Here is a 24,879-nt window from a genome sequence, read left to right as displayed (position 1 = left end):
AGCAAAATCCGTAGAAGACTGTCCATTAAACACGGAAGCATCAAACTGTGATAAATCTATAATTTCTTTACCATCGTTGGATTGGTCATCACAGATAATATAATCAGCCACTTGTCCTGCGGTAGGCTGAGAGGTAACTTCTATATAAAACGATGTGATATCATAACATGTGGCATTTACCAAATTCTCTACTCTTACAAATATTTCTTGTGAACGGGACTGATTCTCAAAGTTTTCATCTAATGGTAAATTCCCTGTATCTGCATCTAATTGCGAAGCATGGAATGTCACCTTACCGGTTTGGGAATTTAAAATTGCTGATTTTTGTGAAGCCAAATCAAAAAATTCTTTTCCGTCATTCGAGGCATCATCACATAAATATAGATCTGATGGTTGATGTGCCGAAGCTTCATTAATTATAATTTTAAAATTGGTAGTTGTAAAACAACCTGCTTCACTATTTTCTAAACGGGCATATATAGTTACACTATTATTCTTGATTTCAAAATTTTCAGGTACTAAAACATCTGTAGCACTATCGGCTTTAGCCTGAGACAAATGATATGTTATAATATAATCTGAATAAGGCGTTACAACATTTGGCGAATATATCTTATCATCAAATTGATTTAAATCTACGACTAACTTAGCTGCATTGCCGTTGTTAATACATAAATTGAAATCTTCAACGTCTCTAGCAATGGCTGTTTCTACTATTAATAGAAAACTTGAAATATCATAACATTCACTATTCAGACGATTACTTATCCTGGAAAATATTTTTTGATAATTTTTTTTGTTGATTATTTGACTATTCAATACGTTCTCATTTGCTTCAGCATCCTCGGAGCTTTCAAAATATGAAACTTGAAAATCTGCATCAGATTGACTACCTAAAATTTCACTATCCTTACTTTTTAGATTAAACGATTCAAAACCATCATTTGCACTGTCTTCACATATCACATAGTTCTCTGCTTTATATGCAATTGGAGATTCATAGATAACGACTTCTTTAGTGACATTTAAAATAGAATTTCCTGATTTAATTTTAGCTTTTACAGTATAAACTCCTGTAGTCTGGTAATCATGAACTGGTATTTCTTCATTGGAAACCGTAGCATCGCCAAAATCCCATAATATGTCATCAATGGGTTCATCCGTTTTTATAGAAAATTGAGTTGCACCTGTTAAACAGGCATTATCAATTTCAATATTTGCCACAAAAACAGACTGTATAAAAGTAGGTAAACCATAAACTGCAGACTTGTTACCCAAACTTATTGCACCTCTTTCATAATTACAATTTGGAGCAATTATATTTGGATTATTTATCACACTAAGAAATCTGGAAAACGCATTACAAACGTATATTTTACCATCAGGTCCCAACTGAATAGCAGCCAAAACATCTCTGCCTTGATAAATTAAAATATTTGAATTTATTATAGCAAGTTTATTATAATCAGTTAAATCAAATTGGTACAATTTACCGATATAAGTAGTTAAATTTATTTCTGTAACGTATAACAAATTACTATTTAGAGAAAACTCAATTCCATAAGCTCCATTTTCATAGTCTCTACCAAAAAAGTTATCCAAAATAATAGGATTTGAGATGAGCCCTGAACTACTATCAAAATCAAAGATTTCTACAGTACTGTCAACACCCCACTTAGCCAGAGCTAATCTTTTCCCATTAGGCGAAAACTTCATATACCCAATACCATTGAAAGATGTAATACCATGATAACTTCCAACTGTAGATTTTACAGCCGTAGTATCTACACCACTTTCTGTAACCTTAAATACACTAAATTCATCACTATTCCATCCATGTGTAGCTACCCAATAATCATTTCCATTAGCGTGCTTTACAGCGGAAATTTTCTCAGTTGAAGGGGTTGCTAAAAGTATATTTTTATTTGAAGTTATGTCTCCATTACCATTGTTTAAGGTCATATCCACTTCAGAATACCTAACGCCTTCGATATTACCTGCATTAATAACTGTAAAAATATAGTAAATTGAGTCAGATTTAGGCTTAGGTACAATAACTGCGGATTGTGTACTTGATTTGTGACCTAATAGATCACTACCATTTGGCATAATATTATGGTTTTTATCCCAAACTAAAACACCATCAGTATAAAAAAGAAGTTCACCCTTACTGTTGGATATAGATGCACATCCTTCATTGGTTTTAATTGCTCCATCTTCAAGAGATTTAATAGAGCCGTTATTAAAATTAATACCTGCATTTCTTCCAAAATACCAATTTGCTGCTTCTCCTTGCCCATAATTAATAGTTGTTGTAAATAAGAATATGGTCACACAAAGTGCAAAAAAACAAGTATTCCACGTATTCTTTTTTAACATGCTATTAATCAAAATTGATACTATAAGGTAGTTATTAATTAAAACTATCTTTTTGAAGAATTGGGAACATCAAATATGTTAAATATTTATTAGATAAATAGAATTTTTACACCAAACAACCTTTATTAACGTTGAAATTCATAATAAAGTTCTAATTGTAAGTTAAATTAGCTTGAATTTCACCATATTGTTCATTAGTTTACTATTTTTATAAAAAAAATTTAATGAGAAAACTTCTCTTATTTCTTACCATTTTTCATTTTGTTTCTAGCTCTATTATTGCACAGGAAGCTGACAAGGTATTGGGTGTTGTAATTAATTCTGCAGATGATTCTGTTCTTGAAAGTGTTAACATTGTTAATCTTAACCAAGTTATTGGAACTACAACCAATAAGAAGGGAGAATTTAAAATTTCTGCAAAAGTTAATGATACACTTCACTTTTCATATTTAGGTTTTAAATCAATTAAAGTCCGTGTTACTAATGACTGGTTGAAATTTGGAAGCGCAAATATTGAACTAACTGAATTAGCTTTAGCTCTTGAAGAAGTTGTAGTGAATCAACTAAAGCTTACGGGGTATTTAGAAGTAGATATTAAGCAAGTACCAGATATTAATACAAATTATCGTTATAGCATTTCTGGATTGGAAGGCACTGGTTATGAGGCAAGCAAAAAATCAGGTTTAACCAGAGTTATTGGTTCTATATTTAACCCTGCCGATTTCTTACATCGTATGTTTGGCAAAAAGCCTAACGAGTTACGAAAGCTTAAAAAGATGAAGGAAGATGATGAAATTAGAAACTTATTAGCTTCTCGTTTTGATCGTGAAATGCTTACCGTTTTATTACAAGTTGAACGTGTAGATTTAGATGAAATTGTAAGTCAGTGTAATTATTCTAAAGGATTTATACAAACTGCTAACGACCTTCAAATATTAGATGCTATTAGCGAATGTTATGAAGAATATAAGTTATTAAGTAGAGGTAGAAGCCGTAAGATTTAATTCCTGGGCGTTACCACTCCCGATAGCTATCGGGAGGTCGGGCTTCCACTATATCTTTTTTTAACCTCATAGCGAGGACGAAGGACGTGGCTATCTGTTAAATTAAAGTTTCAAACAAAGTATATGTTTATATTTTAAAAAAAGGATGCCGTTTCAATCCCTAACGCACTTAGCAACTTCTTTTCAACTTGACTAATCAATTATTTGCATAATAGCGTTCAATGATGTCGTCATAACTTTTGATAGTCTTTTTACACCAATCTAAACGTTTTTCAGCCATTTCATCATCTGTTAATTGCCAATACAAATTAGTATACCTCAGTTTGGTTGTAACATGTTGAAGGATAATTGCCGCAGACACTGAAATATTTAAACTTTCAGTAAAACCCACCATGGGGATTTTTAAATAACAATCTGCTTCATCTAAAACGGCTTTAGATAAGCCTTCGGTTTCTCTTCCAAAGAAAAAACAAGATTTTTTAGTCACATCAAAATCATGTAATTCACAATCATTAGTATGTGGTGTAGTGGCAACTATTTGATAGCCTTTTTGTTTTACATCTGAAATGCAATCTTTTACTGTTTGATATCGATTCAAATCTACCCATTTTTGAGCTCCCATAGCAATTTCTCTATCAATACGCTTTGAGTTTTGCTCCTCAACGATATTCACTTCTTGAATCCCAAAAACATCACAACTTCGAATTACAGCACTTGTATTATGAAGTTGATACACATCTTCTGTGGCAACTGTAAAATGCTTGGTGCGTTTTGATAATACCTCAGCAAAACGTTGTCTACGATGTTCTGTAAGATAGCTTTCTAAATATTCAAGAAGGTTTAAATCAATCATGTTTTCAAAATTAAGAAAGTTTTTAGATTAAAATTGATTTCGTTTTCGCTTTCGCAGAAATGAAAAAAAGGTATCTTTAGTTTATGAAACACATTGTTGTACTTACAGGAGCAGGCATGAGTGCTGAAAGTGGTATAAAAACCTTTAGAGATGCTGATGGTTTATGGGAAGGGCATGATGTTATGGAAGTAGCCACACCCCAGGGGTTTGATGCAAACCCTGCATTGGTTTTAGACTTTTATAATCAGCGTAGGAGACAACTGTTTGAAGTTGAACCTAATCAAGCTCATCTAGAATTAGCAAAACTTGAAAATGAATATAAAGTGACTATAGTAACTCAAAACGTAGATGATTTGCATGAACGTGCAGGGAGTAATAATGTGATTCATTTACACGGCGAACTACTAAAAGTTAGAAGCACATATGATACCAGTGATATTCAAGAATGGAAAACTGATTTAGTTTTGGGTGATGTTTGTAACAAAGGCCATCAATTAAGACCTCATATAGTTTGGTTTGGTGAAGATGTACCTATGATGGAAAATGCTATTGAAATTTGTAGTACTGCTGATAGTTTAATAATTATAGGCACCTCTATGCAAGTGTATCCTGCTGCAAGTTTAATACATTATATACCAAACCATACACCAACTTATTTTATAGATCCTAAACCAAATATTTATAGCAAAGAAAACTTAACTGTAATTGCAGAAAAAGCTACGGTTGGTGTTAAGAAAGTGATTGAATTAATAACTCACATTGATTAGTCTTTATTTTTCTCCTCAATCCATTTACTCATAAACTTCGTGCTTTGCAAAGTGTGATGTTGAAGTATTTGTCCTGTAAAATTATTAAGTCTGTGTTGGTTGAGTTTTTCTGTTGTTTCAGTTATTACATTTAAAAACTTTTTTTGATATTTTGTATTGTTGAAACGTAGATTTATAATCTCAAATCCATGTTTCTGTTTTGATTTCCATATAGCTTCTTTTTGAAATAATTTGATGGCATTATTTGCAAATAACTCTGGATGATCTTCAACAAATCCATTTGGTTCTAAATTTCCAAATATGCCTTCTGCCCCAACACTTGTTGTAACGCAAGGTGTCCCATTTTGCATCGCATCAATCAACTTTCCTTTTAATCCTGCTCCAAATCTTATTGGTGCTAAACATACTCTAGCTTTTCGCATCACTTCATTGACATCTCTAACAAAACCTTTTATTAAAAACCCCTGCTTTTCATTATGTAATTGATTTACTTTTTGTGAAGCATAAGCACCATAAATATGCAACTCTGCTTTTGGCAATTGCTTTCTAATTAACGGCCAAATAGTCTCTTTTAAATATAAAACGCCGTTATAATTAGGTTCATGCAAAAAATTTCCAATGGTTATAAAATGATTTCTACTTTCAAATTTTGGAAGTGTTTCAATGTCTTCTTCAGAAATAGAATTCAACATAAAAGGCAAATACAGCAAAAGGGCTTCATCAACTTTAAACTGACGTTTCAAAATATCCATTTCAGCTTCAGAAATAATCAAACTCAAATCGCTTCTATAAATACTAGCTATTTCTCGCTTTGCAATATCACTAAACAAATACGATTCATTAAACACTTTTCCATCTTTAAAAGCTTGTTGCCTGCCTTTTCTTAAACCATGTAAATCTTCAGTATCTAAAATTCTTAATGCGTCAGGGCATTGTTCTGCAACACGCCACCCAAATTGTTCTTCCATCATAAAACGATCAAACAGCACTACATCTGGTTTTAGTTTTTTTATAAAAACATCAAAAGACGCATTATTTAATACTATAGAAATTTGAGACACACCAATACTTTCCAGATTAAAAGCATTATCACTTTTAGCACATGGACTAGCAAATGTAATTTGATAACCATTATTTTGAAAAACTTCAATAAGTTGCATCATTCTACCTCCAGCTGCAGAACTTTTAGGCTCAGGCCACACAAAACCTATAATGAGTAAATTTTTCTTCATAGAATTTTAAAATCCTGCTTTCACTTCCCCCTAAGGAGAAAGATAGGTTTAGGCTTTTAAGAATAGGTTGGGGCTTTTCTTTTATTCAGGCTTTGGTTCCAATCCATATTTTACGCGTACTAATTTTGCCCAATCAATTACAGCCTTTCTTTGCACATCAGTAAGTTTTGCTTCATCATGCGTCCAAGTATAAGAATTTAAAGGCATTTCTTTGTCTTCAACCATTTCTATTAGTTCTTCAAACTTATGGTCTTTTCTTTTTACAGAATTCCCTTCCCAGTTAGATAGGTTAAAATGCTTTTTTCCATCTTTTATATGTCCAGCCAACCAATAATTTACTGGAGTAATATTATTGTACCAAGGATACTGGGTAACATCACTATGGCAGTCAAAACAGGTTTCCTTTAAAATAATTTTTACATCTTCTGGCGGGTTCGTTTCAGCCATAAAAGCGTCAATTGAAGCTAAATCACCTTCATTTTTATCTGGTCCAAAAAATTGAGCTATTATTAATGCAATTAACAATACTAGTAACACTTTTTTTATTATTTTCATTTTGAGTAAATTTAAAAACTAAAAATAAGAAAACCTTTTGACTACAGAGCAACTCTACAAGGAATTAAATTACGTAAATCATTCTCGTGAAAAACGTTTGTTTTATGCTCATTTAATGCAAGACAATCCAGACCTGGTTCCTAAATTATTAGATATACTTTTTAGAGTAGATGATAAAATTTCACCACGTGCCGCTTGGGTTTTTGAGTTTATGTGTAATGATGATATTGATACTATTATTCCGTATTTAGATACCTTTACTAAAAACATGCATAAGGTGCATTTAGATTCTGCGGTTAGACCTGTAGCTAAGATTTGCGAATTCCTAGCAAAAGCTTTTACCTCAAAATTAGATAACAACATTAAAAAAGCCTTATCTGAAACCCATAAAGAACGTATTATTGAAACCTGTTTTGATTATATGATTAATGATGAGAAAATAGCGCCAAAAGCATATTCAATGAATACCTTATATTTATTTGGAAAAACATATGATTGGGTGCACCCAGAATTAGCTTTAATACTAGAACGCGATTTTCAGATGCAAAGTTCTGGTTTTAAAGCTAGAGCCCGCCATATTTTAAAGAATATTAAAAATCATTAATCTTTAAAACCACAAAAAAACATACGTCTTCAATTTTCCGACTTAGGTCATAAAATCCTATCTTTGCCACTCCTTAAAACCAAACATAAATTATGTCATTATCAGCATTAAATGCCATCTCTCCTATTGATGGGCGCTATCGAAGTAAAGTAAGTGAATTGGCTCCATATTTTTCTGAAGAAGCCTTAATAAAATATCGTGTTTTAGTAGAAATAGAATACTTTATCGCTCTTTGTGAAATCCCTTTACCTCAACTTCAATCTGTTGAGCCTACTGTTTTTGATAGTTTAAGAGCTATTTATAAAGATTTTTCTTCTGATGACGCTACGGTTATAAAAAAGATTGAAAGCATTACCAATCATGATGTTAAAGCTGTTGAATATTTTATAAAAGAACAATTTGATGCGTTAGGCTTATCTGAATATAAAGAGTTTATACACTTTGGGTTAACCTCGCAAGACATTAACAACACAGCTATTCCTTTAAGTATTAAGGAAGCTATGAATGATGTTTATGTTCCTGAATATTTCATTGTTTTAGAAAAACTAAAAACCTTATCTAAAGATTGGGCGCATATCTCTATGTTGGCTAGAACACACGGACAACCAGCATCTCCTACCCGACTTGGTAAAGAAATTGAAGTTTTTGTGGTGCGTTTAGAAGAACAATTTAATTTACTAAATGATATTCCAAGTGCAGCTAAATTTGGTGGTGCAACTGGTAATTTTAACGCACACCATGTGGCGTATCCAAACATTGATTGGAAAGCTTTTGGGAGACAGTTTGTACAAGAAAAATTAGGATTACAACACTCATTCCCTACAACACAGATTGAACATTACGACCATATGGCAGCTTTGTTTGATACGTTAAAGCGTATTAATACCATTATCCTTGATTTAGATAGAGATATATGGACTTACGTTTCAATGGATTATTTCAAACAAAAAATTAAAGCTGGTGAAGTTGGTAGTTCTGCCATGCCACATAAAGTAAACCCTATAGATTTTGAAAACTCCGAAGGAAACTTAGGAATTGCAAACGCTATTTTCGAACACCTTTCTGCCAAACTACCTGTTTCAAGATTACAACGCGATTTAACCGATAGTACTGTTTTACGTAATGTTGGCGTACCTTTTGGCCATACACTTATTGGGTTTAAATCCACTTTAAAAGGTTTAAATAAATTATTACTCAATGAAAGCAAATTTGCTGAAGATTTAGAAAACAATTGGGCAGTTGTTGCCGAGGCTATTCAAACCATTTTACGTAGAGAAGGCTACCCCAATCCTTATGAAGCTTTAAAGGGTTTAACCCGAACAAATTCTAAAATAAATCAAGATTCTATTTCTAATTTTATTGACACATTAGATGTCTCAAACACAATAAAAGAAGAATTAAAACGTATTAATCCTAGTAATTATACAGGAATTTAGAATTATTATGTTAAACGACAAACAATCATTAGTGCTTACCGGATTCATGGTTGTTTGTATTTTTGTTTTTGGACTATTAGAAGTTTTAAATAATTTTATTGTTTTAACGGTTCTTACTATAGTCTTTTTTATAATTATTATTAATCTGTGTTATACTAAATTCAAATCAGAAGATTCAACTCAAAATAAAAACAATACAAATTAAAAAAAAGGATTCTTTCAGGAAACTCAAAATACTTTAAAAATAAACTTAAAAAAACCCTAGACGTAAACATCTAGGGTTTTTAACATTAACATAATTACTATACGTTATTTAAAGAAGTTCATAATATTTTCTATTTGACCCTCTCCAATATTTGCATCTTGCATTGCACTAATTAAAGTAACCATTTTTTCAGGGTTCATATCATCGCCTAAAATTCGAACAATACCAAAACCCATGTCTTTAGCACTTCCAAAAACTACAACTTCATCTGCTTCATCATCTGTTCCAATATACTTTACATATATTTTATTGCCTTTATCGCTAAACTCCATTAAGTCATTATACTTACTATCACTTAAAATAGTTTTTACTTTAGCTACTTCTGCTTTATAAAATTCAGTATCTGTTTCACTAGCCTTATATCCTAAAAAATTCAACTTATCTACCGAATTATAAGCTTCTTCTTGTGCTTCAGTAAAATTAGATTTATCAATCTCAATAAGGGACAATGGAAAGTCTTGAGATATGAAGTTCTTAGATTCTTGGTTATCTACGTAATAGCGTTGTAAACTAACATTATCACCGCAGCTAGTAAAAATAACTGCGATTAATAATGTATATGCTAAATATTTGATTGTTCGTTGCATGGATTGATGTTTATTTGTCTTTTTCTAAATGCTTGCCTCCTGGTATGTTCATTTTATCAGTAAGCTTAGAAATTTGATTAAGATCTATATCGCCCGTAAGAGATACTACAACAGTTTCTATTTTACGTTCCTTACCATTAATTTCAATCTTATCATCCATCATTTTATCAATACCATTTACAAATATTAATAGTTCTTTAACATGGTCTGCATCCTTACCTTCTTTTACATAAAATTTAACCTCTGTGCCTTCGTCTTTAACTTCCATTAACTCTTCTAATCCTCCAGAACGAGACTTTACCCATTTAGCAATGTCGGTAGAAATATCTTTGTTATCGGTCACAATAGTTTTAAAACTTGTAATGCTTTGTACCATATCCATATATGCTCTTGCTTCGGCATCCTCAACATTAATTCCCATTTTTGCTATCATTTGAAACATTTTCGGTTTAATGGACACATAGGTAACATCAGAGTTATCACTGTATTTTTCAAATACATTTTTTTGAGCCATTCCGGTTAATGGTAATAACATAATGGCCATTACTAATACTATTAATTTATTTTTCATCGTTCTTGTTTTTAATTTAATTGTGTTCATTGTTTTTAATTAATTCCTTTTAAAAATTATACTTGTTGTGTTCTCAACTTCATTAAGATATCCTAGAGTTGAAGTTCCTTTATTCACCTCATTAAGATAACCAACCGTTGATGCACCTTTATTGAATTTAGAAGAAATCATTTCCATAGATTTCGAAAACTCATTAAAAGCTAATTGTGGGTCTTCATATGTTCCTAAATCACTATTGCCTAGTGAAGTTCCAAAATAAAACCCTAACATAAGCACTGCTACTGCTGCGACAGAAATCCATTTGTAATTAAAAATTGTCTTAGTTTTTAATGGAACGTCTTTAGTAAATTGCTCTTGCTTATTTACCAAAAAATACATAAACATGGGCTTATACATTTCTAAATGTGGCGCTACAGTTTCTTGCGTAAAATAGTTTTTTAACTGCTGCTCTTCTTTAAGCGATGTCTCACCGTTTTCGTATTTTTCTAGTAATTTCTCTATATTATCTAACACCATAACTGTGTGTATTTGTTAATTTTTCTCTTATTGTTTTTCTTGCTCTCGATAAGGCCACACGTACCGCTGTATTATTCATATCCAGCATTTTTGCAATCTCCTCAAAGTCATAATCTTCTATATCTCTTAACTGAATTATCATTTTCTGTTGTTCTGGTATATCTTCAATAATTTTTGCTACCCAACTTACACTATCATTTAATTCAACTTGCTTTTGTAACGGTGTATTTTTCTCCTCATAATTACTATGTACAATTTTCAAATTTTTCGATTGTTTCGATTTTAACCTATCAAAACAATAATTCTTTGTCATAGTCATCGAAAAAGCCTCCACATTTTTATACTCAGCAATCTTCGTTTTATTCTTCCATAATTTCAATAACACTTCCTGTGTCGCGTCCTCAGCCTCTTCTCTAGATACCAGCAATCGTTTTGCTAACCGAAATACTTTATCCTTAAACGGCATTACAATATTTAAAAACTCTGTTTGAGTCATTTTGGTTTGGTTTAAATAAAACAGCTTAGTTACGGCTATTTAATATTACGACGACTATGTATTTGTTTTGTTACATTACAAATAAAAATAATTAAAATTTGGGCGTAACCCACAAGGGGTCGGGCTTTACATTACAAGTCCTCGCTCCCCTACCGGGTCGCTGTGGGCTTTCCTCTGCAATCCCTTACGCGGGTTTATCCGCTAAATTACAGCCTAAAAACAACTATTATCTTAATTTTTAAATGAGAATAGGTTTTATACAATAATGTAAGTAAATTTAGGGTTTTACAGACTACTTATATAAAATTGCAAAAAATGAATCCGCAATGAGTGAAAATAATCTTCAAATGCACAATCAGAGGTGATTATTTTCGTCATGTAGGTTACATAACACATTTGAAAAAACAAGAAATAACATATGAAAAAGTTAAACGTCCTAGTACTCATACTTGCTTCCCTATTTTTAACCAGTTGTTTCGAAGATAACGATGATATTGGCGTTACAGGAAGTCAAATAAATGATTTTGTTTGGAAAGGTATGAATCTATTTTACCTATATAAAGACGATGTACCAGATTTAGCAAATGATCGTTTTTCTGGTGATAATGAGTATGCATCATATTTAAACGGCTTTAACTCACCAACAGATTTATTTGAAAGCCTAGTATACCAGCCACAAAGCGTAGATAGATTTAGTAGAATATTTACAGATTTTATTGCCCTAGAACAACTCTTAGATGGCGTTTTTATAACAAACGGTATGGAATATCAAATATTTAGATTTTCATTAACAGACACAAACAGATACGGTATTGTAACCCATGTTCTGCCAAATTCGAGTGCAGAGACTCAAGGGATTAAACGTGGCGATATTTTTTATGGTATCGATGGCACACAACTAACTGGTACAAATGGTTCTCAACTTTTAGGCCAAAACAATTACAATATCAATTTAGGAATCTATAACGATAATGAAACGCCTAACGACAATACGGATGATTTTATTGATGAAACTGCAACATCTATTTCTTTAAGTAAATCTCAATATTCAGAAAACCCAATATTTATAAATACCGTTCTTAATATTGATAACAAAAAAATAGGGTATTTAATGTACAACGCGTTTACCAATGATTATAACGCTCAATTAAATAGCGTATTCGGTGATTTTACAAATTCGAATATTGATGAGCTTATTCTAGATTTACGATACAACTCAGGAGGCTCTGTTAATAGCGCCATATTATTAGCAGCATTAATCACTGGGCAGTTTACAGGAGAAATTCTCAGTACTGAAGAATGGAATTCAGAATTTCAAGCAGTCTTTGAACAAAGAGACCCAGAATTATTAATAAATAGATTCCCAAGTAGCTTAAATGATTCACCAATAAATAGCTTGGGCTTAACAAAAGTTTACATCTTAACAACTGCTAGAAGTGCTTCTGCTAGTGAATTAGTTATAAACTCATTGCGCCCATATATTAATGTTGTACAAATTGGCACAAATACTACTGGAAAATACCAAGCATCAAGAATTGTTTATGACTCCCCAAACTTTGGAAGACAAGGCGCTAACCCAGCTCATACTTATGCCATGTTACCTTTAATATACAAATCTGTAAATTCTGATGGCGTTACAGATTATTTTGATGGATTAGACCCTGATATTACTTTAAGAGAAGATCTTAATAATTATGGCATTTTAGGCAACGAAAACGAACCCCTACTTGCAGCTGCAATTAGTGATATCAATGGAATTATACCACGCTCAATAAACCAAAAAACGAACTCCATTAAAATTACGAGTCATAGTAAAGATTATATTCCACCTCAATTAGGTATGTATTCGGATAAGGAAATACCAGAAGATTTATTAGAAATAAAATAATTGAATTTCATAATAAAAATGAGTGCTAATCTTTTAAACTTAGCACTCATTCTTAGTAATCACTACAGGTTCAATAACATTCCTACTCGGTAGTTTCTACCTCGTGTAGAAAAACGATAAACTTCCTCATAATCCTCATCTAAAATATTACTAATTCCTGCAAATAATTGCAGCTTGTTATTCAATATTTTATGATTCATATTAAAATTTAATAAGCTATAAGACTCCAGAGTCCTTCTGTTTATAAAATCTGGTTCAAATGCAGCGGCAGTTCGTTTCCCTGTATATTGGTAATCTAAACTCATAAATGTTTTGTCGCATAGTTGATACCCTAAATTTGCATTTACTTTTTGCTTAGGTACACGTAAAATAACATCATCCTGCCTTTCTGTAAACGTGTAGTTTGCATTTAGAACAATAGATTTAATAGGCGTAAAACTTAATTCAACTTCTACCCCATTTACTTTAAAAGTGTCTTCCACATTCTGATATTCACTTTCAAAAGTCGTAAAATCTAAAGTCACAAAATCTATAAAATTAGTTTGTTCTCTATTAAAATACAAAGCACTAAAACGCAACTTTTTATTTAAAATTATCACCTCAAAACCAGCTTCAATAGTAGTATCCTCTTGTGGTTTTAAGTTCGTGTTTCCATAAGCAGGAACAAACAATTGATATAAAGATGGAGTTATGAATGCTGTACTATAAGAACTTAAGAGTTTAAAAATATTGTTATCTATCTTATACGAATAACTTGGGTTAATATTATAAACAAAATGACTACCATATTCGCTATGATTATTTAAACGTACACCCGAATTTATATTTAATCCAAAGTCTGTTAGATACGTTACATTTAAATAAGGGTCTATATTTTCATCATTGGCAGTATTAGCTTCAATATTTGTAAAATCGTCTGTGTTATTCATTTCAGATTTTACATAATTAAGCCCTAAAATGGTATAAAACTTATCATTAATAGTATATTTATTAAACACATCTATAACCTGAGAACGTGCATCAAACTTTCCAGGAAAAAGAGACTCAAATTCACGTTCAATATTATTTATAGCAGCATTTAAAGTAACACTCCCATTCTTGTACATATATTCAGAAGATATTCCAAATCGATATTGCTTGTTTCTTGATAAAAAATTTGCATTATTTAGGAAAAAACTATCATCATAACCTGTTTTGTAGTTATCTAAATTAGCATAAGCTGAAAAATTAAATGTATTGCTAAACTTATAACCTAATTTAACTAGGCCTGAGTATTTAGAAAACTCATCACTATCATTTTCTGGTTCCCCATCTGTTGCTCGTACTGAGGATAAACCATCTGTAAATTTATTGCTAAAGTTTACTTGATAATTAAAATCTTTTAGTGCACCATTAACGGCTATAGAATTTGTAAAATCAGCAACACTTGTATTTGATTCATTTTGAGCATTATTAGTTCCTAAAAATGTAGAAAATTGAGCTTTTATTTTTTCTTTAGAAGTTGTTTTAGAAGTAATATTAATAACAGCGGTAGATGCCCTATTTCCATATAGTGCACTGGAAGCGCCCTTTAATATTTCAACAGATTCAATTTGGTCTAAAGACAATAAATTCAAATCAAAATTATTTTCAATTTGAGACGGATCATTAACCGCAATGCCATCAATTAAAACTAAAACTTGCCTGTTTTGTCCGCCACGAACATACGTACTTAAAACACTTCCGGCTTGACCGTAAGCGCCATTAATAGTTATTCCAGATTTCGTATTAATAATCTCAGACAATGTTCTACCAGAATTTTGTACAAGCTCTTGGTTTGAAATTTTAATAACCGTTTTACCAGAATTTTCACGTTTTAATTTAAATCGTGAATCTGAAATTACAACTTCATCTAGTTGCTCTACTTTTGTTGAATCGATTTGCTGTTGCGCAAAACCAACTAATGAGAACCCTAAACATAGGACTCCAAAAACATGTGTTTTTTTCATTTAAATGACTAATTACTCGGAATGGTAAGGTGTTAACCATACGCAAACTTTTATCCCGAAAGTTTAACTTATTTTGTTTTGAAAATGGCAGGTCTCCTGACTTGCGTCTTCATGTTGGTCTTCCCAAAGAATAATCTTCAGTGACATTGAAGTTGAACATGAAGCTTTATAGCTCACAGTTGCGGGAACAGTTCTGGTTTCTCACCAGATTCCCTTTTAATCCGATTTGTATGATTACAAATCGAAACCAAATTTCGATGTAAAAGTACTTTTTTAAAATAGATGATGATTAAAAAATCTACTTTTTCTTATTCATTTTATAAATGAGATAAATAAACCCTATAAGAAAATGAGCTATTATAACTCCACCTACTATATATATTGTTAAATTTGAGCCGTCTCGCATGGTCTTATTTTTTTTCAAAAATAAATATCTATTAAATAAATCAGCGTTACAAATGTCACATTACATTTATGAAGCATAAAAATTTTCTTATTCTCATTTCAATCGTTTTATTGAATTGTAAAAACGAAACCAAAAAGCAATTAAAAGAACCTGTTGATAGTGCATATATTAATCTTAAATATGCAAAAGGGTTTTCTGTCAAAGATTTTGGAACACATAAAGTGCTAGAAATAATAAATCCTTGGCCAGAATCTGAAAAAAGATATAGCTATGTTTTTACAGACGAAATAAAGGCTTCGAAAACCACTTTTTCAAAAAATGAATACGACGGCATTCTTAAAGATTCAATTAAAAAAGTAGTAGTAACATCAACAACCCATATTCCCGCTTTGGAGTTATTAGGTGTTGAACATACATTGGTTGGGTTTCCCGGAACTGAATATATTTCTTCTGAAAGTGTAAGACAGCAAATTGAAAACGGACATATTAGAGAACTTGGTAAGAATGAAGGATTAAACACCGAAGTGCTTTTAGAGCTTAATCCAGACCTTGTGATAGCTTTTGGAATAGATGGCGGAAACCGCTCTTTAGAAACAATTAAAAATTCAGGAATCCCAGTAATATTTAATGGGGATTGGGTTGAAGATTCTCCTCTAGCTAAAGCAGAATGGATTAAATTTTTTGGCGTATTATATGGTAAAGAACAAAAAGCAGATGCCATTTTTAATAAAATTGAAAAAGACTATTTAGAGGTGAAAAAATTGGCAAAAACTGCGAAAACACAGCCAAAAGTTATGAGTGGCGCCATGCATAGTGACATTTGGTATTTACCAAATGGAACGAGTACGGAAGCGCAACTTTTAAAAGATGCCAACGTAAATTATTTATGGAGTAACACAAAAGGTTCTGGTAGTTTGAAGTTAAACTTTGAATCCGTTTATGTGAAAGCTAAAGAAGCAGATATATGGTTGAGTCCTTCAAATTATGCAAGTCTTGAGACTTTAAAAAATGGTAATGAAAATCACGCCATGTTTAACGCCTTTCAAAATAAACGCATTTACACATTTACAAACACTACTGGTGCAACTGGCGGTGTTTTGTATTATGAACTAGGCATGACAAGACCCGATTTAGTACTAAAAGATATTACTAAAATTTGCCATCCAGAACTACTAGAAAATTACGAACTTTACTTCTTTAAACCTCTGAAATAATTGCAAAATAAAAAAACATATCAAATACCATTTTTAATATTGATAGTTATTTTGATAGCTTGTTTTTTTATGAATATAAGTTTGGGTTCAATTTCCATTCCTTTAACAGATATTTTTAACGGACTTATTGGTAATCCTACGAAGCAAGAGCCTTGGCAGCACATTATTCAAAATTACCGATTACCAAAAGCATTTACAGCCATCATTGTTGGTTCTGGTTTAGGCATTTCTGGTTTATTAATGCAAACCTTATTTAGAAATCCATTGGCTGGTCCTTTTGTTTTAGGTATTAGCTCTGGAGCAAGTTTGGGAGTCGCTTTAGTCCTATTAGGATCTATTTTTTTTGGAGGCATTTTAGCGTCTTTACTAATTTCTAAATGGGGCATTGTTATTGCGGCTAGTCTAGGTAGTTTCTTAGTTTTATTAGCAGTTCTTATGGTGTCTTTAAAAGTTCGCGATACTATGGCAATCCTTATCATTGGGCTCATGTTTGCTAGTATTACCGCTGCCATTGTTAGCGTGCTTTCTTATTTCGGTTCTGCAGAACAATTGCAACAATACATTTTTTGGGGCTTTGGTAGTTTAGGCAATTTATCGTGGGAAGATCTTGGCATTTTATTTTTAATTTATACTTTAGGTATTATTCTCGGTATTGCGGCAATCAAATCTTTAAACACCTTACTTTTAGGAGAAAATTACGCTAAAAGTTTAGGCTTAAACATAAAACAGAGTCGATTAGTAATAATTATAGCGACTAGCTTATTGGCAGGTACTATTACTGCTTTTACTGGTCCAATTGCCTTTATTGGTTTGGCGATTCCACATTTGACTCGACAAGTATTTAACACTTCAAATCATAAAGTTTTATTACCCGCAGTCTTTTTATTTGGAGCTATTGTGATGCTAATTTGCGACAGTATTGCTCAACTCCCGAATAGCGATTTCACTTTGCCTATTAATGCAATAACTTCATTAGTTGGTGCTCCTGTTGTAATTTGGCTATTAGTTAGAAAACGAAAAATGGTGTTTTAAATAAATTTACAGGTGACGGAAGAACATATATAAAAATTAAAAAGTGAGTTATAATATTGAGTAATCACGTAAGAGTAATATATCCCCTTGAGGGGACTTTAGGGGTGTTTGTATTCCTAAAAACCATCAATTAAATTAAAGTGGCAAAAAAAAACCAACATATCATTTTAAAAACCAAAGATTTATCAATTGGATATGCATCGAAAAACGAAAAAACCGTAGTTGCTTCAAACATTAATATCGAATTAAAAAAAGGAACCCTTATTGGTTTAATTGGGGCAAATGGTATTGGTAAATCTACCCTTTTAAGAACGCTTACTAATGTACAAAACCCAATTAGTGGACACATTTTAATCAATAACACTGATTTGTTAAAATACGCGTCAATTGATTTAGCCAAGGCAATGAGTTTGGTTTTAACCGAGCCTTTAGCTTCAAGAAACTTATCTGTTATAGAGCTTGTGGCTTTAGGAAGGCAACCTTATACAAATTGGGTGGGTAATTTATCTAAAAAAGATATCGATATAGTCAATACAGCTCTTGAACAAACTAATATTACTGACTTAAAACATAAAAAATGTTTTGAATTAAGTGATGGGCAATTACAAAAAGTAATGATTGCCCGTGCTTTAGCTCAAGATACCGATTTGATTATTCTGGATGAACCCACCACGCATTTAGATATGTATCATAAAGCATACATTTTAAAATTGCTTCAGAAACTGGCTAGGGAAACCAATAAAACTATTTTGTTTTCCTCTCATGAAATAGATTTAGCAATACAATTATGTGATAATTTAATTGTGATGACAGATACCGAAGTCGTTTCAGACGAACCCTGTAATTTGATTTCTAAAGGCACTTTTAAAACTTTATTCCCTAAGGATTTAATAGCTTTTGATGATAAAACGGGGAGTTTTAGAGTAAAAAAATAAGAATTTATAAAAATAGAATCAAAACCTAAAAACAATAACCTTGAAGCTTCTGTCTTATTTTTAAAAAAATTATCTTTGGTTATATTTATTCTCTAAATGAACGACAGTCTTATTCTTATCATATCCATTTTAATTTCGGCAGCTATTGGCAGCTATTTAGGCATGCTTTTTACAAAACTTAAAAGTAAAAGTGAACAAAGCACACTTGAAGAACGCCAAAATCAAATGCAATTAACTATTGAAGATTTAAAGCAAAATTCAGCTAAAATTGAAACAGATCGGGAAGAAATCCGAAGAGAAAAAGAATTTTTAAATACAGAATTAGCTAGAAAAAATTCAGAATACGAAAACCTACAAGAGCAAAACCTAAAACGTGATGCTGAAATAGAAGAACGTCAAGAACAACTACGTAAAGATTTTGAACTTTTAGCTACTAAAATTCTAGATGAAAAGTCTGAAAAATTTACACTTCAGAATAAAGAAAATATTAAAAATATTTTAAATCCACTTCAAGAAAAAATTAAAACATTTGAGGAAAAAGTAGATTTAACCCAGAAGGAAAGCATCAGTATGCATTCGGCTTTAAAAGAGCAATTATTGGGTTTAAAAGACCTAAACCAACAAATGACTAAAGAAGCCACCAATTTAACCAGAGCCTTAAAAGGTGATAGTAAAATGCAAGGGAATTGGGGCGAATTAGTTTTAGAACGTGTTTTAGAAAAATCTGGCTTAGAGAAAGACAGGGAATATTTTGTGCAGCAAAGTTTTACATTAAATAGCGGCTCACGTGTATTGCCAGATGTTGTTTTACATCTCCCAGATGGCAAAAAAATGATTATAGATTCTAAGGTTTCTTTAACAGATTACGAACGTTTGGTAAACGCTGAAGACGACGATAAACCTCAATTTTTAAAAGCCCATGTTAATTCTATCAGAAGACATGTAGATCAACTTTCAGAGAAAAACTATCAAGATTTATATGATATTGAGTCACCCGATTTTGTATTAATGTTCATTCCAATAGAACCTGCTTTTGCAGTTATTGTAAATGAAGATAATGCGATTTATAATAAAGCTTTTGAAAAAAATATTGTTATCGTTACACCATCTACTTTATTAGCAACCCTTCGTACTATTGATAGTATGTGGAATAATGAAAAGCAACAACGTAATGCTATTGAAATTGCACGACAAGCGGGAGGACTTTATGATAAATTTGAAGGTTTAGTTAGCGATTTAACAGGCGTTGGCAAAAAGATTGACGCCGCTAAAAACGATTATTCTGCTGCTATGAATAAATTAGTAAGCGGAAGCGGAAACTTAATAAGTCGTGTTGAGAAAATCAAAAAAATGGGAGCCAAAGCTAAAAAATCACTCCCTGAGGCTATTATTAAACGTGCCGAAGAAGACGATAATTAGACACATCATTTTATGAAATTCTTAATTAAATTTTTTATAATTATTCTCTTAATAATCTCAGGCTTTTTTAGCTTCATTTATTTTGTGCATTACAGCGAGGGTGTAAGAGCAGGTAAACTCGTAAAGTTTAGCAATAAAGGTGTTTTATTTAAAACTTGGGAAGGTGAAATAAGTCAAGGTGTTTCTGAGGCTCAAACGTTTATATTTTCTGTTGAAGACAAAGAGAAGAAAGCTATTGAAGACCTTAATAGATTGCAAGGGAAATTTGTAAAACTTCATTATTTCGAGCGGTACAAAACACTATTTTGGCTTGGAGATACTAATTATTTTATAACTAAAGTTGAAGAAGAAAAAAATTAAATATGTTTAAACACGCCAACGAATCAAAAGTAATAATCACACAATTAATGCTTCCGTCACACTCTAATTTTAGTGGCAAAATACATGGTGGGCATATTTTAAATTTAATGGACCAAATAGCATTTGCTTGCGCTTCTAAGCATTCAAGGCATTATTGCGTAACGGCATCTGTTAATAAAGTTGATTTTTTAAATCCTATTGAAGTTGGTGAATTAGTGACGCTTAAAGCTTCGGTAAATTACACCGGAAAAACTTCTATGGTTATTGGCTTACGTGTAGAATCTGAAAACATACAAACGGGTAAAGTAAAGCATTGTAATTCATCATATTTCACAATGGTTGCTAAGGATGAGCATGGTAAAAACGTCCCTGTGCCTGGTTTAATTTTAGATACAGAACAAAGTGTTAGGCGTTTTGCAAGAAGTATTGCTAGACAAGAGCAATCTAGAAAACGTACTTCTCGCTTTAATGCTTCAGATTTTAAAATTGAAGAGCATATAGAACAACTAAAGTCTCAAAATGCTAAAATAGAAATATAAGTTTTGTGAGTTTTGTGAGTTTTAATTAACTTAACAGAGATTACTAAAAAAAATAATGCGCAAATACCTAACGCTTTTAATATTATTGATGCTGGTTGTAATAACGGCGTATAATTATTTATATCAAGCGCACAGAAATATAGAAACTGAAACACCTGAATTTGTAGTTTCATCACAATCTTTATTCCAGCAATTCGCTAAAAACCCTTCTAATTCAGAAATAAAATACCTAAACAAAACAATAGATGTTTCTGGTGTAATATCAGAAGTTAATAAACAGTATTTAGTTTTAAATGATAATATATTTTGTAAACTAGAAAAACCTCATGATTTATCTAACTTAGCAGAAGACCGGATATTGATAAGAGGGCGACTTATTGGTTATGATGATTTGTTGAATGAAATTAAACTAGATCAGTGTGTAATATTGAAACAATTTAATTAAACGTCTAAGAAAAATTAAGAACTTATATTTTGAAGCCTAACAATTAACCAATGAAAATTATTTTAGCCATACTTTTATTAACTCCTGTATTTACATTTTCTCAAGATGACTTACTTGATGAGATTGATAAAAATTCCAACAATATAGAAAATGTTAATGCTGTTTTTAAGGGTCTTAAGATTGTAAATTTTGAATCTACTAAACTAGTAGCAAAGAAAGAGTTAAATTTTATAGTGTCTCACAGATTTGGTTCTATAAAAAATGGAATAGATACATTTTTTGGGCTTGACAATGCTGTAACACGATTAAACTTTGTTTATGGAATTACAGACGCCATAAATTTAGGTGTATCTAGAAGTTCGTTTTTAAAAGTATACGATATAACAGCAAAGTACAGATTAATACAACAGCAACATAATGGTTTTCCGTTTACCATTGTAGGATTTAATGCTGTTTTAATAAATACAGCGTTAGACAAAAACAATTTACCCCTTTTAGAATTTAAGCACCGACTGGGGTATACCATGCAATTTTTAATATCTCGTAAAATAAATCAAGATTTATCTCTTCAACTAGCGCCAACTTTTTTTCATGATAATTATGTCTTAATTGATGAGCAAGACAACTCTCAGTTTGCCTTAGGCCTAGGCGGTCGTTATAAATTGGGTAAACGCTGGTCTATTAACGCAGATTATGGCATACATCTAAATAGAGCCGATAATTCACTATTTAGAAATCCGCTATCTGTAGGTTTTGATTTAGAAACAGGAGGGCACGTTTTCCAGATGCATTTTTCAAACGCTCAAGCGATGAATACCAATGGCTTTCTTGGGCAGGGTAATGGAGATTGGTCAGACGGTAATATTTATTTTGGATTTAATTTAAGCAGAACTTTTTAATAATTTATAATAAAAAACTTTTAACTATGAAAAGATTGACATTGAGAAAATTTGTTTATTTGCTACTAGCCTTATTAGTATTTAATTGCTCTAGTGATAGTAGCGATGATGTTCAAGAACAGGAAGAAGAAAACCAAAATTCAGCAGTAACTTATAATAATACAGTTAGAGCAATTATTTCAAACAATTGTACAAATTGCCATGGGAACCCTACAGCCAACGGTGCTCCAACATCTTATACGACATACACACAAGTAAGAAATGGTATTGATAATATCATTAGCCGTATCAATAATGCCTCAAACCCAATGCCACAAAATGGACTAATGACACAATCATTAAGGGATGATATTCAACAATGGAAAGACGATGGTCTATTAGAAAACTAAATAAAAAAGCTAAAAATTCACAATGAAGAATTTGATTATTTATTTTTTGCTTTGTTTTAGTTGCAGCTTAGTTTCTCAAAACAAGTACATTACAAAAACTGGCAACATAAATTTTGAGGCTTCTGTTCCTGCATTTGAAGAAGTGAAAGCTGAACATAAAATAGTTACGGCCATATTGAATTCTGATAATGGCGAATTTGCTGCCTTAGCTCTTGTTAAAGGATTTCGATTTAAAAATGCTTTAATGGAAGAACATTTTAATGAAAATTATGCAGAATCTGACACCTATCCAAAGGCTACTTTTAAGGGAAAAATAATTGATTTTGATTTATCAAACTTAAATCTTCAAGCATCTTCTTTTGTGATTAAAGGTGAATTGACTTTTCATGGAAAAACAATACAATTTGATAATTTGGATATATTAATTTCGAAAAATAAAGATATTATTTCGATATCTGGAAGCTTTAAAACTAAAGCTGCTGATTTTGATATTAAAATACCTAAAATTGTACGTAGTAAAATAGCTAAGAATATTGAAGTTACTTTTAATTATCTGTTAAAAAGGAAATTAAAATTTAATTAGCAAAAAAAATATTTACTTAGAGCATTTAAAAAAAATTAACTTAAAACCTCTAATCCTTTATAAATTTACTCATTAGATTTAAGGTATCTGTTTTTACTTTAAGAAAATAGAGTCCACTAGGAAGCCCTGAAGTATCAATTATGTTACTATCGGTTTTTAAAGTAAGCATCACTTTTTTGCCAGTAATATCATAAACTTCATACCCATCTATTCTGCCATTGTTTTCTAAAGAAATAGTTAATTGGTCTTTAACAGGATTTGGAAAAATTCTAAATGCAGAATTAGACTCAGTAAGGTCACCAATATTTAACACATTAGAAACTATTACCCCATAATCATCCGCTCGTTGAACAAAACCACTACCACATTTAACTGGTGATTGAGTATAATCAGAGACAACGCGCATTCTTAATACCGTATTTAATACTGCTGTAGAAGGAGGCGAAATACTTACTGATGGTGTTCCTACAGAACTTAAATCAATATTATCAGATAAAACTTGTTCGTTCACAGAATTAGCATTGGACGTATCGAAAGTCCCACTGCTATCCCAATCTATCCAAACTTCTAAATATTGACTGCCATCTGTTCTAGATTGGTAAGTAACATCTAAATCGTAAGCCGTACCCAACTCTAAAGTTGTCGTGTTTTCACAAATAAAATCATTTTTTGCATTTGCCGGAATATAGGTACTGCTAGCATTGTTTATGGTATTGAATGAAACATTTGTAACACCACAATAAAAATAATCATTTGAATTCAAACTTGTAACATCACATACTACAGCTGTTTTTTCATAGCCAATAGTAATGGTTTCAGTGTCTGAACAACCGTTTTCCGACATAACAATAACGTTATAAGTACCAGGCTCTGTTATGACTACCGATGCATTATTACCAAGGTTATTACTCCAAAAATAGTAATCACCTCCGGTAGCTGTCAAACTTATTAATGGTGTTTCACAACTTACAACGGTTGATTCACTATTGTTTGTGATACCCGCATTTGGAAAATCTGTACATGCAGGTTTTACATAAACCCCATAGTCGTCTGCTCTTTGGCCTGTACCAGCTCCACATAGATTTGGTTCTGCACCAAATTCTGATACAACACGCATCCTTAATAGGGTATTGAGTTCCGCCGATGCAGGAGGGGTAATACTAGCAGAAGGTGAGCCCGCACTACTTAGATCGATATTATCTGTTAAAACTTTTTCATTAGCCCCTTTACTATTGGATGTTTCAAATGTACCACTATTATCCCAATCAATCCAAACTTCCAAAAATTGCCCTCCTAAAGGCCCAGAGATATAATCTACACTTAAATTGTAGGTAAGTCCTAGATTAATTGCTACATCTTTATAAAAAGTAAAATCGTTTAATGAATATCCGTAATATATCACAATTAAAAATTTATTCATAAATTAGCTAAAAATTCCACCATATGAATATCTTCAGTTTTACAGCAAATTTTGATAGTGAAGCTTCTTGTATCGCTCACTTTAAAGCACATCGTGA

At 31.6% G+C, this 24,879-nt stretch carries 25 protein-coding genes and 1 riboswitch; of the genes, 15 read left to right on the top strand and 10 right to left on the bottom strand.

Going from position 1 to position 24,879, the window contains the following annotated elements; translation table 11 throughout:
- Window positions 1-2,379, bottom strand: a 2,379-nt coding sequence (locus tag P8K68_RS12740) for a PKD domain-containing protein (protein WP_300251612.1), incomplete at its 3' end; no start/stop codon positions are given.
- A 224-nt stretch (window positions 2,380-2,603) separates the two neighbouring features.
- Here P8K68_RS12740 and P8K68_RS12735 point away from each other — a divergent pair.
- A complete protein-coding gene (locus P8K68_RS12735) occupies window positions 2,604-3,383 on the top strand; it encodes a carboxypeptidase-like regulatory domain-containing protein (protein WP_300251610.1) in 780 nt (259 codons plus the stop codon).
- Window positions 3,384-3,579: 196 nt separating this feature from the next.
- Here the strand turns inward: P8K68_RS12735 and P8K68_RS12730 are convergent, their stop codons facing one another.
- Window positions 3,580-4,236: an RNA methyltransferase gene (locus P8K68_RS12730; RefSeq protein WP_300251607.1), complete on the bottom strand. Its 657-nt coding sequence runs from the start codon at window positions 4,234-4,236 to the stop codon at window positions 3,580-3,582.
- 83 nt (window positions 4,237-4,319) lie between these two features.
- Here P8K68_RS12730 and P8K68_RS12725 point away from each other — a divergent pair, with 83 nt between their 5' ends.
- Window positions 4,320-5,003 (top strand): NAD-dependent deacylase, encoded by a 684-nt coding sequence (locus P8K68_RS12725; protein WP_300251603.1) that lies wholly within the window; start codon window positions 4,320-4,322, stop codon window positions 5,001-5,003.
- On the opposite strand, the gene P8K68_RS12720 is transcribed toward P8K68_RS12725, so the two are convergent.
- Complete coding sequence (locus P8K68_RS12720; protein WP_300251601.1) at window positions 5,000-6,235, bottom strand: glycosyltransferase; 1,236 nt, start codon at window positions 6,233-6,235, stop codon at window positions 5,000-5,002. The two genes, P8K68_RS12725 and P8K68_RS12720, sit on opposite strands and share 4 nt — an antisense overlap.
- Window positions 6,236-6,316: 81 nt before the next feature.
- Complete coding sequence (locus tag P8K68_RS12715) at window positions 6,317-6,790, bottom strand: heme-binding domain-containing protein (protein ID WP_300251599.1); 474 nt, start codon at window positions 6,788-6,790, stop codon at window positions 6,317-6,319.
- 37 nt (window positions 6,791-6,827) lie between these two features.
- Between P8K68_RS12715 and P8K68_RS12710 the strand changes: the two genes are divergently transcribed.
- A complete protein-coding gene (locus tag P8K68_RS12710) occupies window positions 6,828-7,394 on the top strand; it encodes an adenylosuccinate lyase (protein WP_300251597.1) in 567 nt (188 codons plus the stop codon).
- Window positions 7,395-7,486: 92 nt separating this feature from the next.
- A complete protein-coding gene (purB, locus tag P8K68_RS12705; protein WP_300251595.1) occupies window positions 7,487-8,830 on the top strand; it encodes an adenylosuccinate lyase in 1,344 nt (447 codons plus the stop codon).
- A 309-nt stretch (window positions 8,831-9,139) separates the two neighbouring features.
- Here purB and P8K68_RS12700 read toward each other — a convergent pair whose 3' ends face one another.
- Genes P8K68_RS12700 through P8K68_RS12685 form a run of 4 tightly spaced genes read right to left on the bottom strand, consistent with a single transcriptional unit; the run spans window position 9,140 to window position 11,265 of the window.
- Window positions 9,140-9,682, bottom strand: coding sequence for a DUF4252 domain-containing protein (locus tag P8K68_RS12700; RefSeq protein ID WP_300251593.1), 543 nt, complete (start codon window positions 9,680-9,682; stop codon window positions 9,140-9,142).
- Window positions 9,683-9,692: 10 nt separating this feature from the next.
- Window positions 9,693-10,283, bottom strand: coding sequence for a DUF4252 domain-containing protein (locus tag P8K68_RS12695; protein ID WP_300251590.1), 591 nt, complete (start codon window positions 10,281-10,283; stop codon window positions 9,693-9,695).
- 9 nt (window positions 10,284-10,292) lie between these two features.
- Window positions 10,293-10,769 carry a hypothetical protein gene (locus P8K68_RS12690; protein WP_300251587.1) on the bottom strand — a complete coding sequence of 159 codons (477 nt, stop codon included), beginning with the start codon at window positions 10,767-10,769 and terminating at the stop codon, window positions 10,293-10,295.
- Entirely contained in the window at window positions 10,756-11,265 is a 510-nt protein-coding gene (locus tag P8K68_RS12685; protein WP_300251585.1) for an RNA polymerase sigma factor, read from the bottom strand. The genes P8K68_RS12690 and P8K68_RS12685 overlap by 14 nt, the downstream gene beginning before the upstream one ends.
- Window positions 11,266-11,683: 418 nt before the next feature.
- Here P8K68_RS12685 and P8K68_RS12680 point away from each other — a divergent pair, with 418 nt between their 5' ends.
- Window positions 11,684-13,153, top strand: coding sequence for a S41 family peptidase (locus P8K68_RS12680; RefSeq protein WP_300251583.1), 1,470 nt, complete (start codon window positions 11,684-11,686; stop codon window positions 13,151-13,153).
- 62 nt (window positions 13,154-13,215) lie between these two features.
- Here P8K68_RS12680 and P8K68_RS12675 read toward each other — a convergent pair whose 3' ends face one another.
- Window positions 13,216-15,141 carry a TonB-dependent receptor gene (locus P8K68_RS12675; protein WP_300251581.1) on the bottom strand — a complete coding sequence of 642 codons (1,926 nt, stop codon included), beginning with the start codon at window positions 15,139-15,141 and terminating at the stop codon, window positions 13,216-13,218.
- Window positions 15,142-15,209: 68 nt separating this feature from the next.
- Window positions 15,210-15,408, bottom strand: a riboswitch (cobalamin riboswitch).
- Between the two features lie 207 nt (window positions 15,409-15,615).
- On the opposite strand from P8K68_RS12675, the gene P8K68_RS12670 reads away from it, so the two are divergent.
- From P8K68_RS12670 to P8K68_RS12625, 10 genes are all read left to right on the top strand, one after another.
- The gene (locus P8K68_RS12670; RefSeq protein ID WP_300251579.1) at window positions 15,616-16,761 is read left to right on the top strand and encodes an ABC transporter substrate-binding protein; all 1,146 of its coding nucleotides are present in this window, start codon (window positions 15,616-15,618) and stop codon (window positions 16,759-16,761) included.
- Window positions 16,762-17,793 carry an iron ABC transporter permease gene (locus P8K68_RS12665; protein ID WP_300251577.1) on the top strand — a complete coding sequence of 344 codons (1,032 nt, stop codon included), beginning with the start codon at window positions 16,762-16,764 and terminating at the stop codon, window positions 17,791-17,793.
- A 140-nt stretch (window positions 17,794-17,933) separates the two neighbouring features.
- Window positions 17,934-18,728, top strand: coding sequence for an ABC transporter ATP-binding protein (locus tag P8K68_RS12660; RefSeq protein WP_300251574.1), 795 nt, complete (start codon window positions 17,934-17,936; stop codon window positions 18,726-18,728).
- 96 nt (window positions 18,729-18,824) lie between these two features.
- A complete protein-coding gene (rmuC, locus tag P8K68_RS12655) occupies window positions 18,825-20,147 on the top strand; it encodes a DNA recombination protein RmuC (RefSeq protein ID WP_300251571.1) in 1,323 nt (440 codons plus the stop codon).
- 12 nt (window positions 20,148-20,159) lie between these two features.
- Complete coding sequence (locus P8K68_RS12650; RefSeq protein ID WP_300251568.1) at window positions 20,160-20,507, top strand: 6-phosphogluconate dehydrogenase; 348 nt, start codon at window positions 20,160-20,162, stop codon at window positions 20,505-20,507.
- Between the two features lie 2 nt (window positions 20,508-20,509).
- Complete coding sequence (locus tag P8K68_RS12645; RefSeq protein ID WP_300251565.1) at window positions 20,510-21,046, top strand: acyl-CoA thioesterase; 537 nt, start codon at window positions 20,510-20,512, stop codon at window positions 21,044-21,046.
- Between the two features lie 55 nt (window positions 21,047-21,101).
- On the top strand, window positions 21,102-21,491 hold the full coding sequence (locus tag P8K68_RS12640) for a hypothetical protein (protein ID WP_300251563.1): 390 nt from the start codon (window positions 21,102-21,104) through the stop codon (window positions 21,489-21,491).
- A 50-nt stretch (window positions 21,492-21,541) separates the two neighbouring features.
- Window positions 21,542-22,390, top strand: a complete 849-nt coding sequence (locus P8K68_RS12635) for a DUF5777 family beta-barrel protein (RefSeq protein ID WP_300251560.1) — start codon at window positions 21,542-21,544, stop codon at window positions 22,388-22,390.
- A 26-nt stretch (window positions 22,391-22,416) separates the two neighbouring features.
- Window positions 22,417-22,779, top strand: coding sequence for a hypothetical protein (locus tag P8K68_RS12630; protein WP_300251558.1), 363 nt, complete (start codon window positions 22,417-22,419; stop codon window positions 22,777-22,779).
- A 22-nt stretch (window positions 22,780-22,801) separates the two neighbouring features.
- On the top strand, window positions 22,802-23,362 hold the full coding sequence (locus tag P8K68_RS12625) for a YceI family protein (protein ID WP_300251555.1): 561 nt from the start codon (window positions 22,802-22,804) through the stop codon (window positions 23,360-23,362).
- Between the two features lie 49 nt (window positions 23,363-23,411).
- Here the strand turns inward: P8K68_RS12625 and P8K68_RS12620 are convergent, their stop codons facing one another.
- Window positions 23,412-24,782, bottom strand: coding sequence for a T9SS type A sorting domain-containing protein (locus tag P8K68_RS12620; RefSeq protein ID WP_300251553.1), 1,371 nt, complete (start codon window positions 24,780-24,782; stop codon window positions 23,412-23,414).
- Between the last annotated feature and the right edge of the window lie 97 nt (window positions 24,783-24,879).

Source organism: Algibacter sp., assembly GCF_029245835.1.
Classification (GTDB): Bacteria; Bacteroidota; Bacteroidia; order Flavobacteriales; family Flavobacteriaceae; genus Algibacter_B.
Note: the sequence above shows the minus strand (reverse complement) of the source record. Positions and strands in the feature narration are given on the sequence as shown.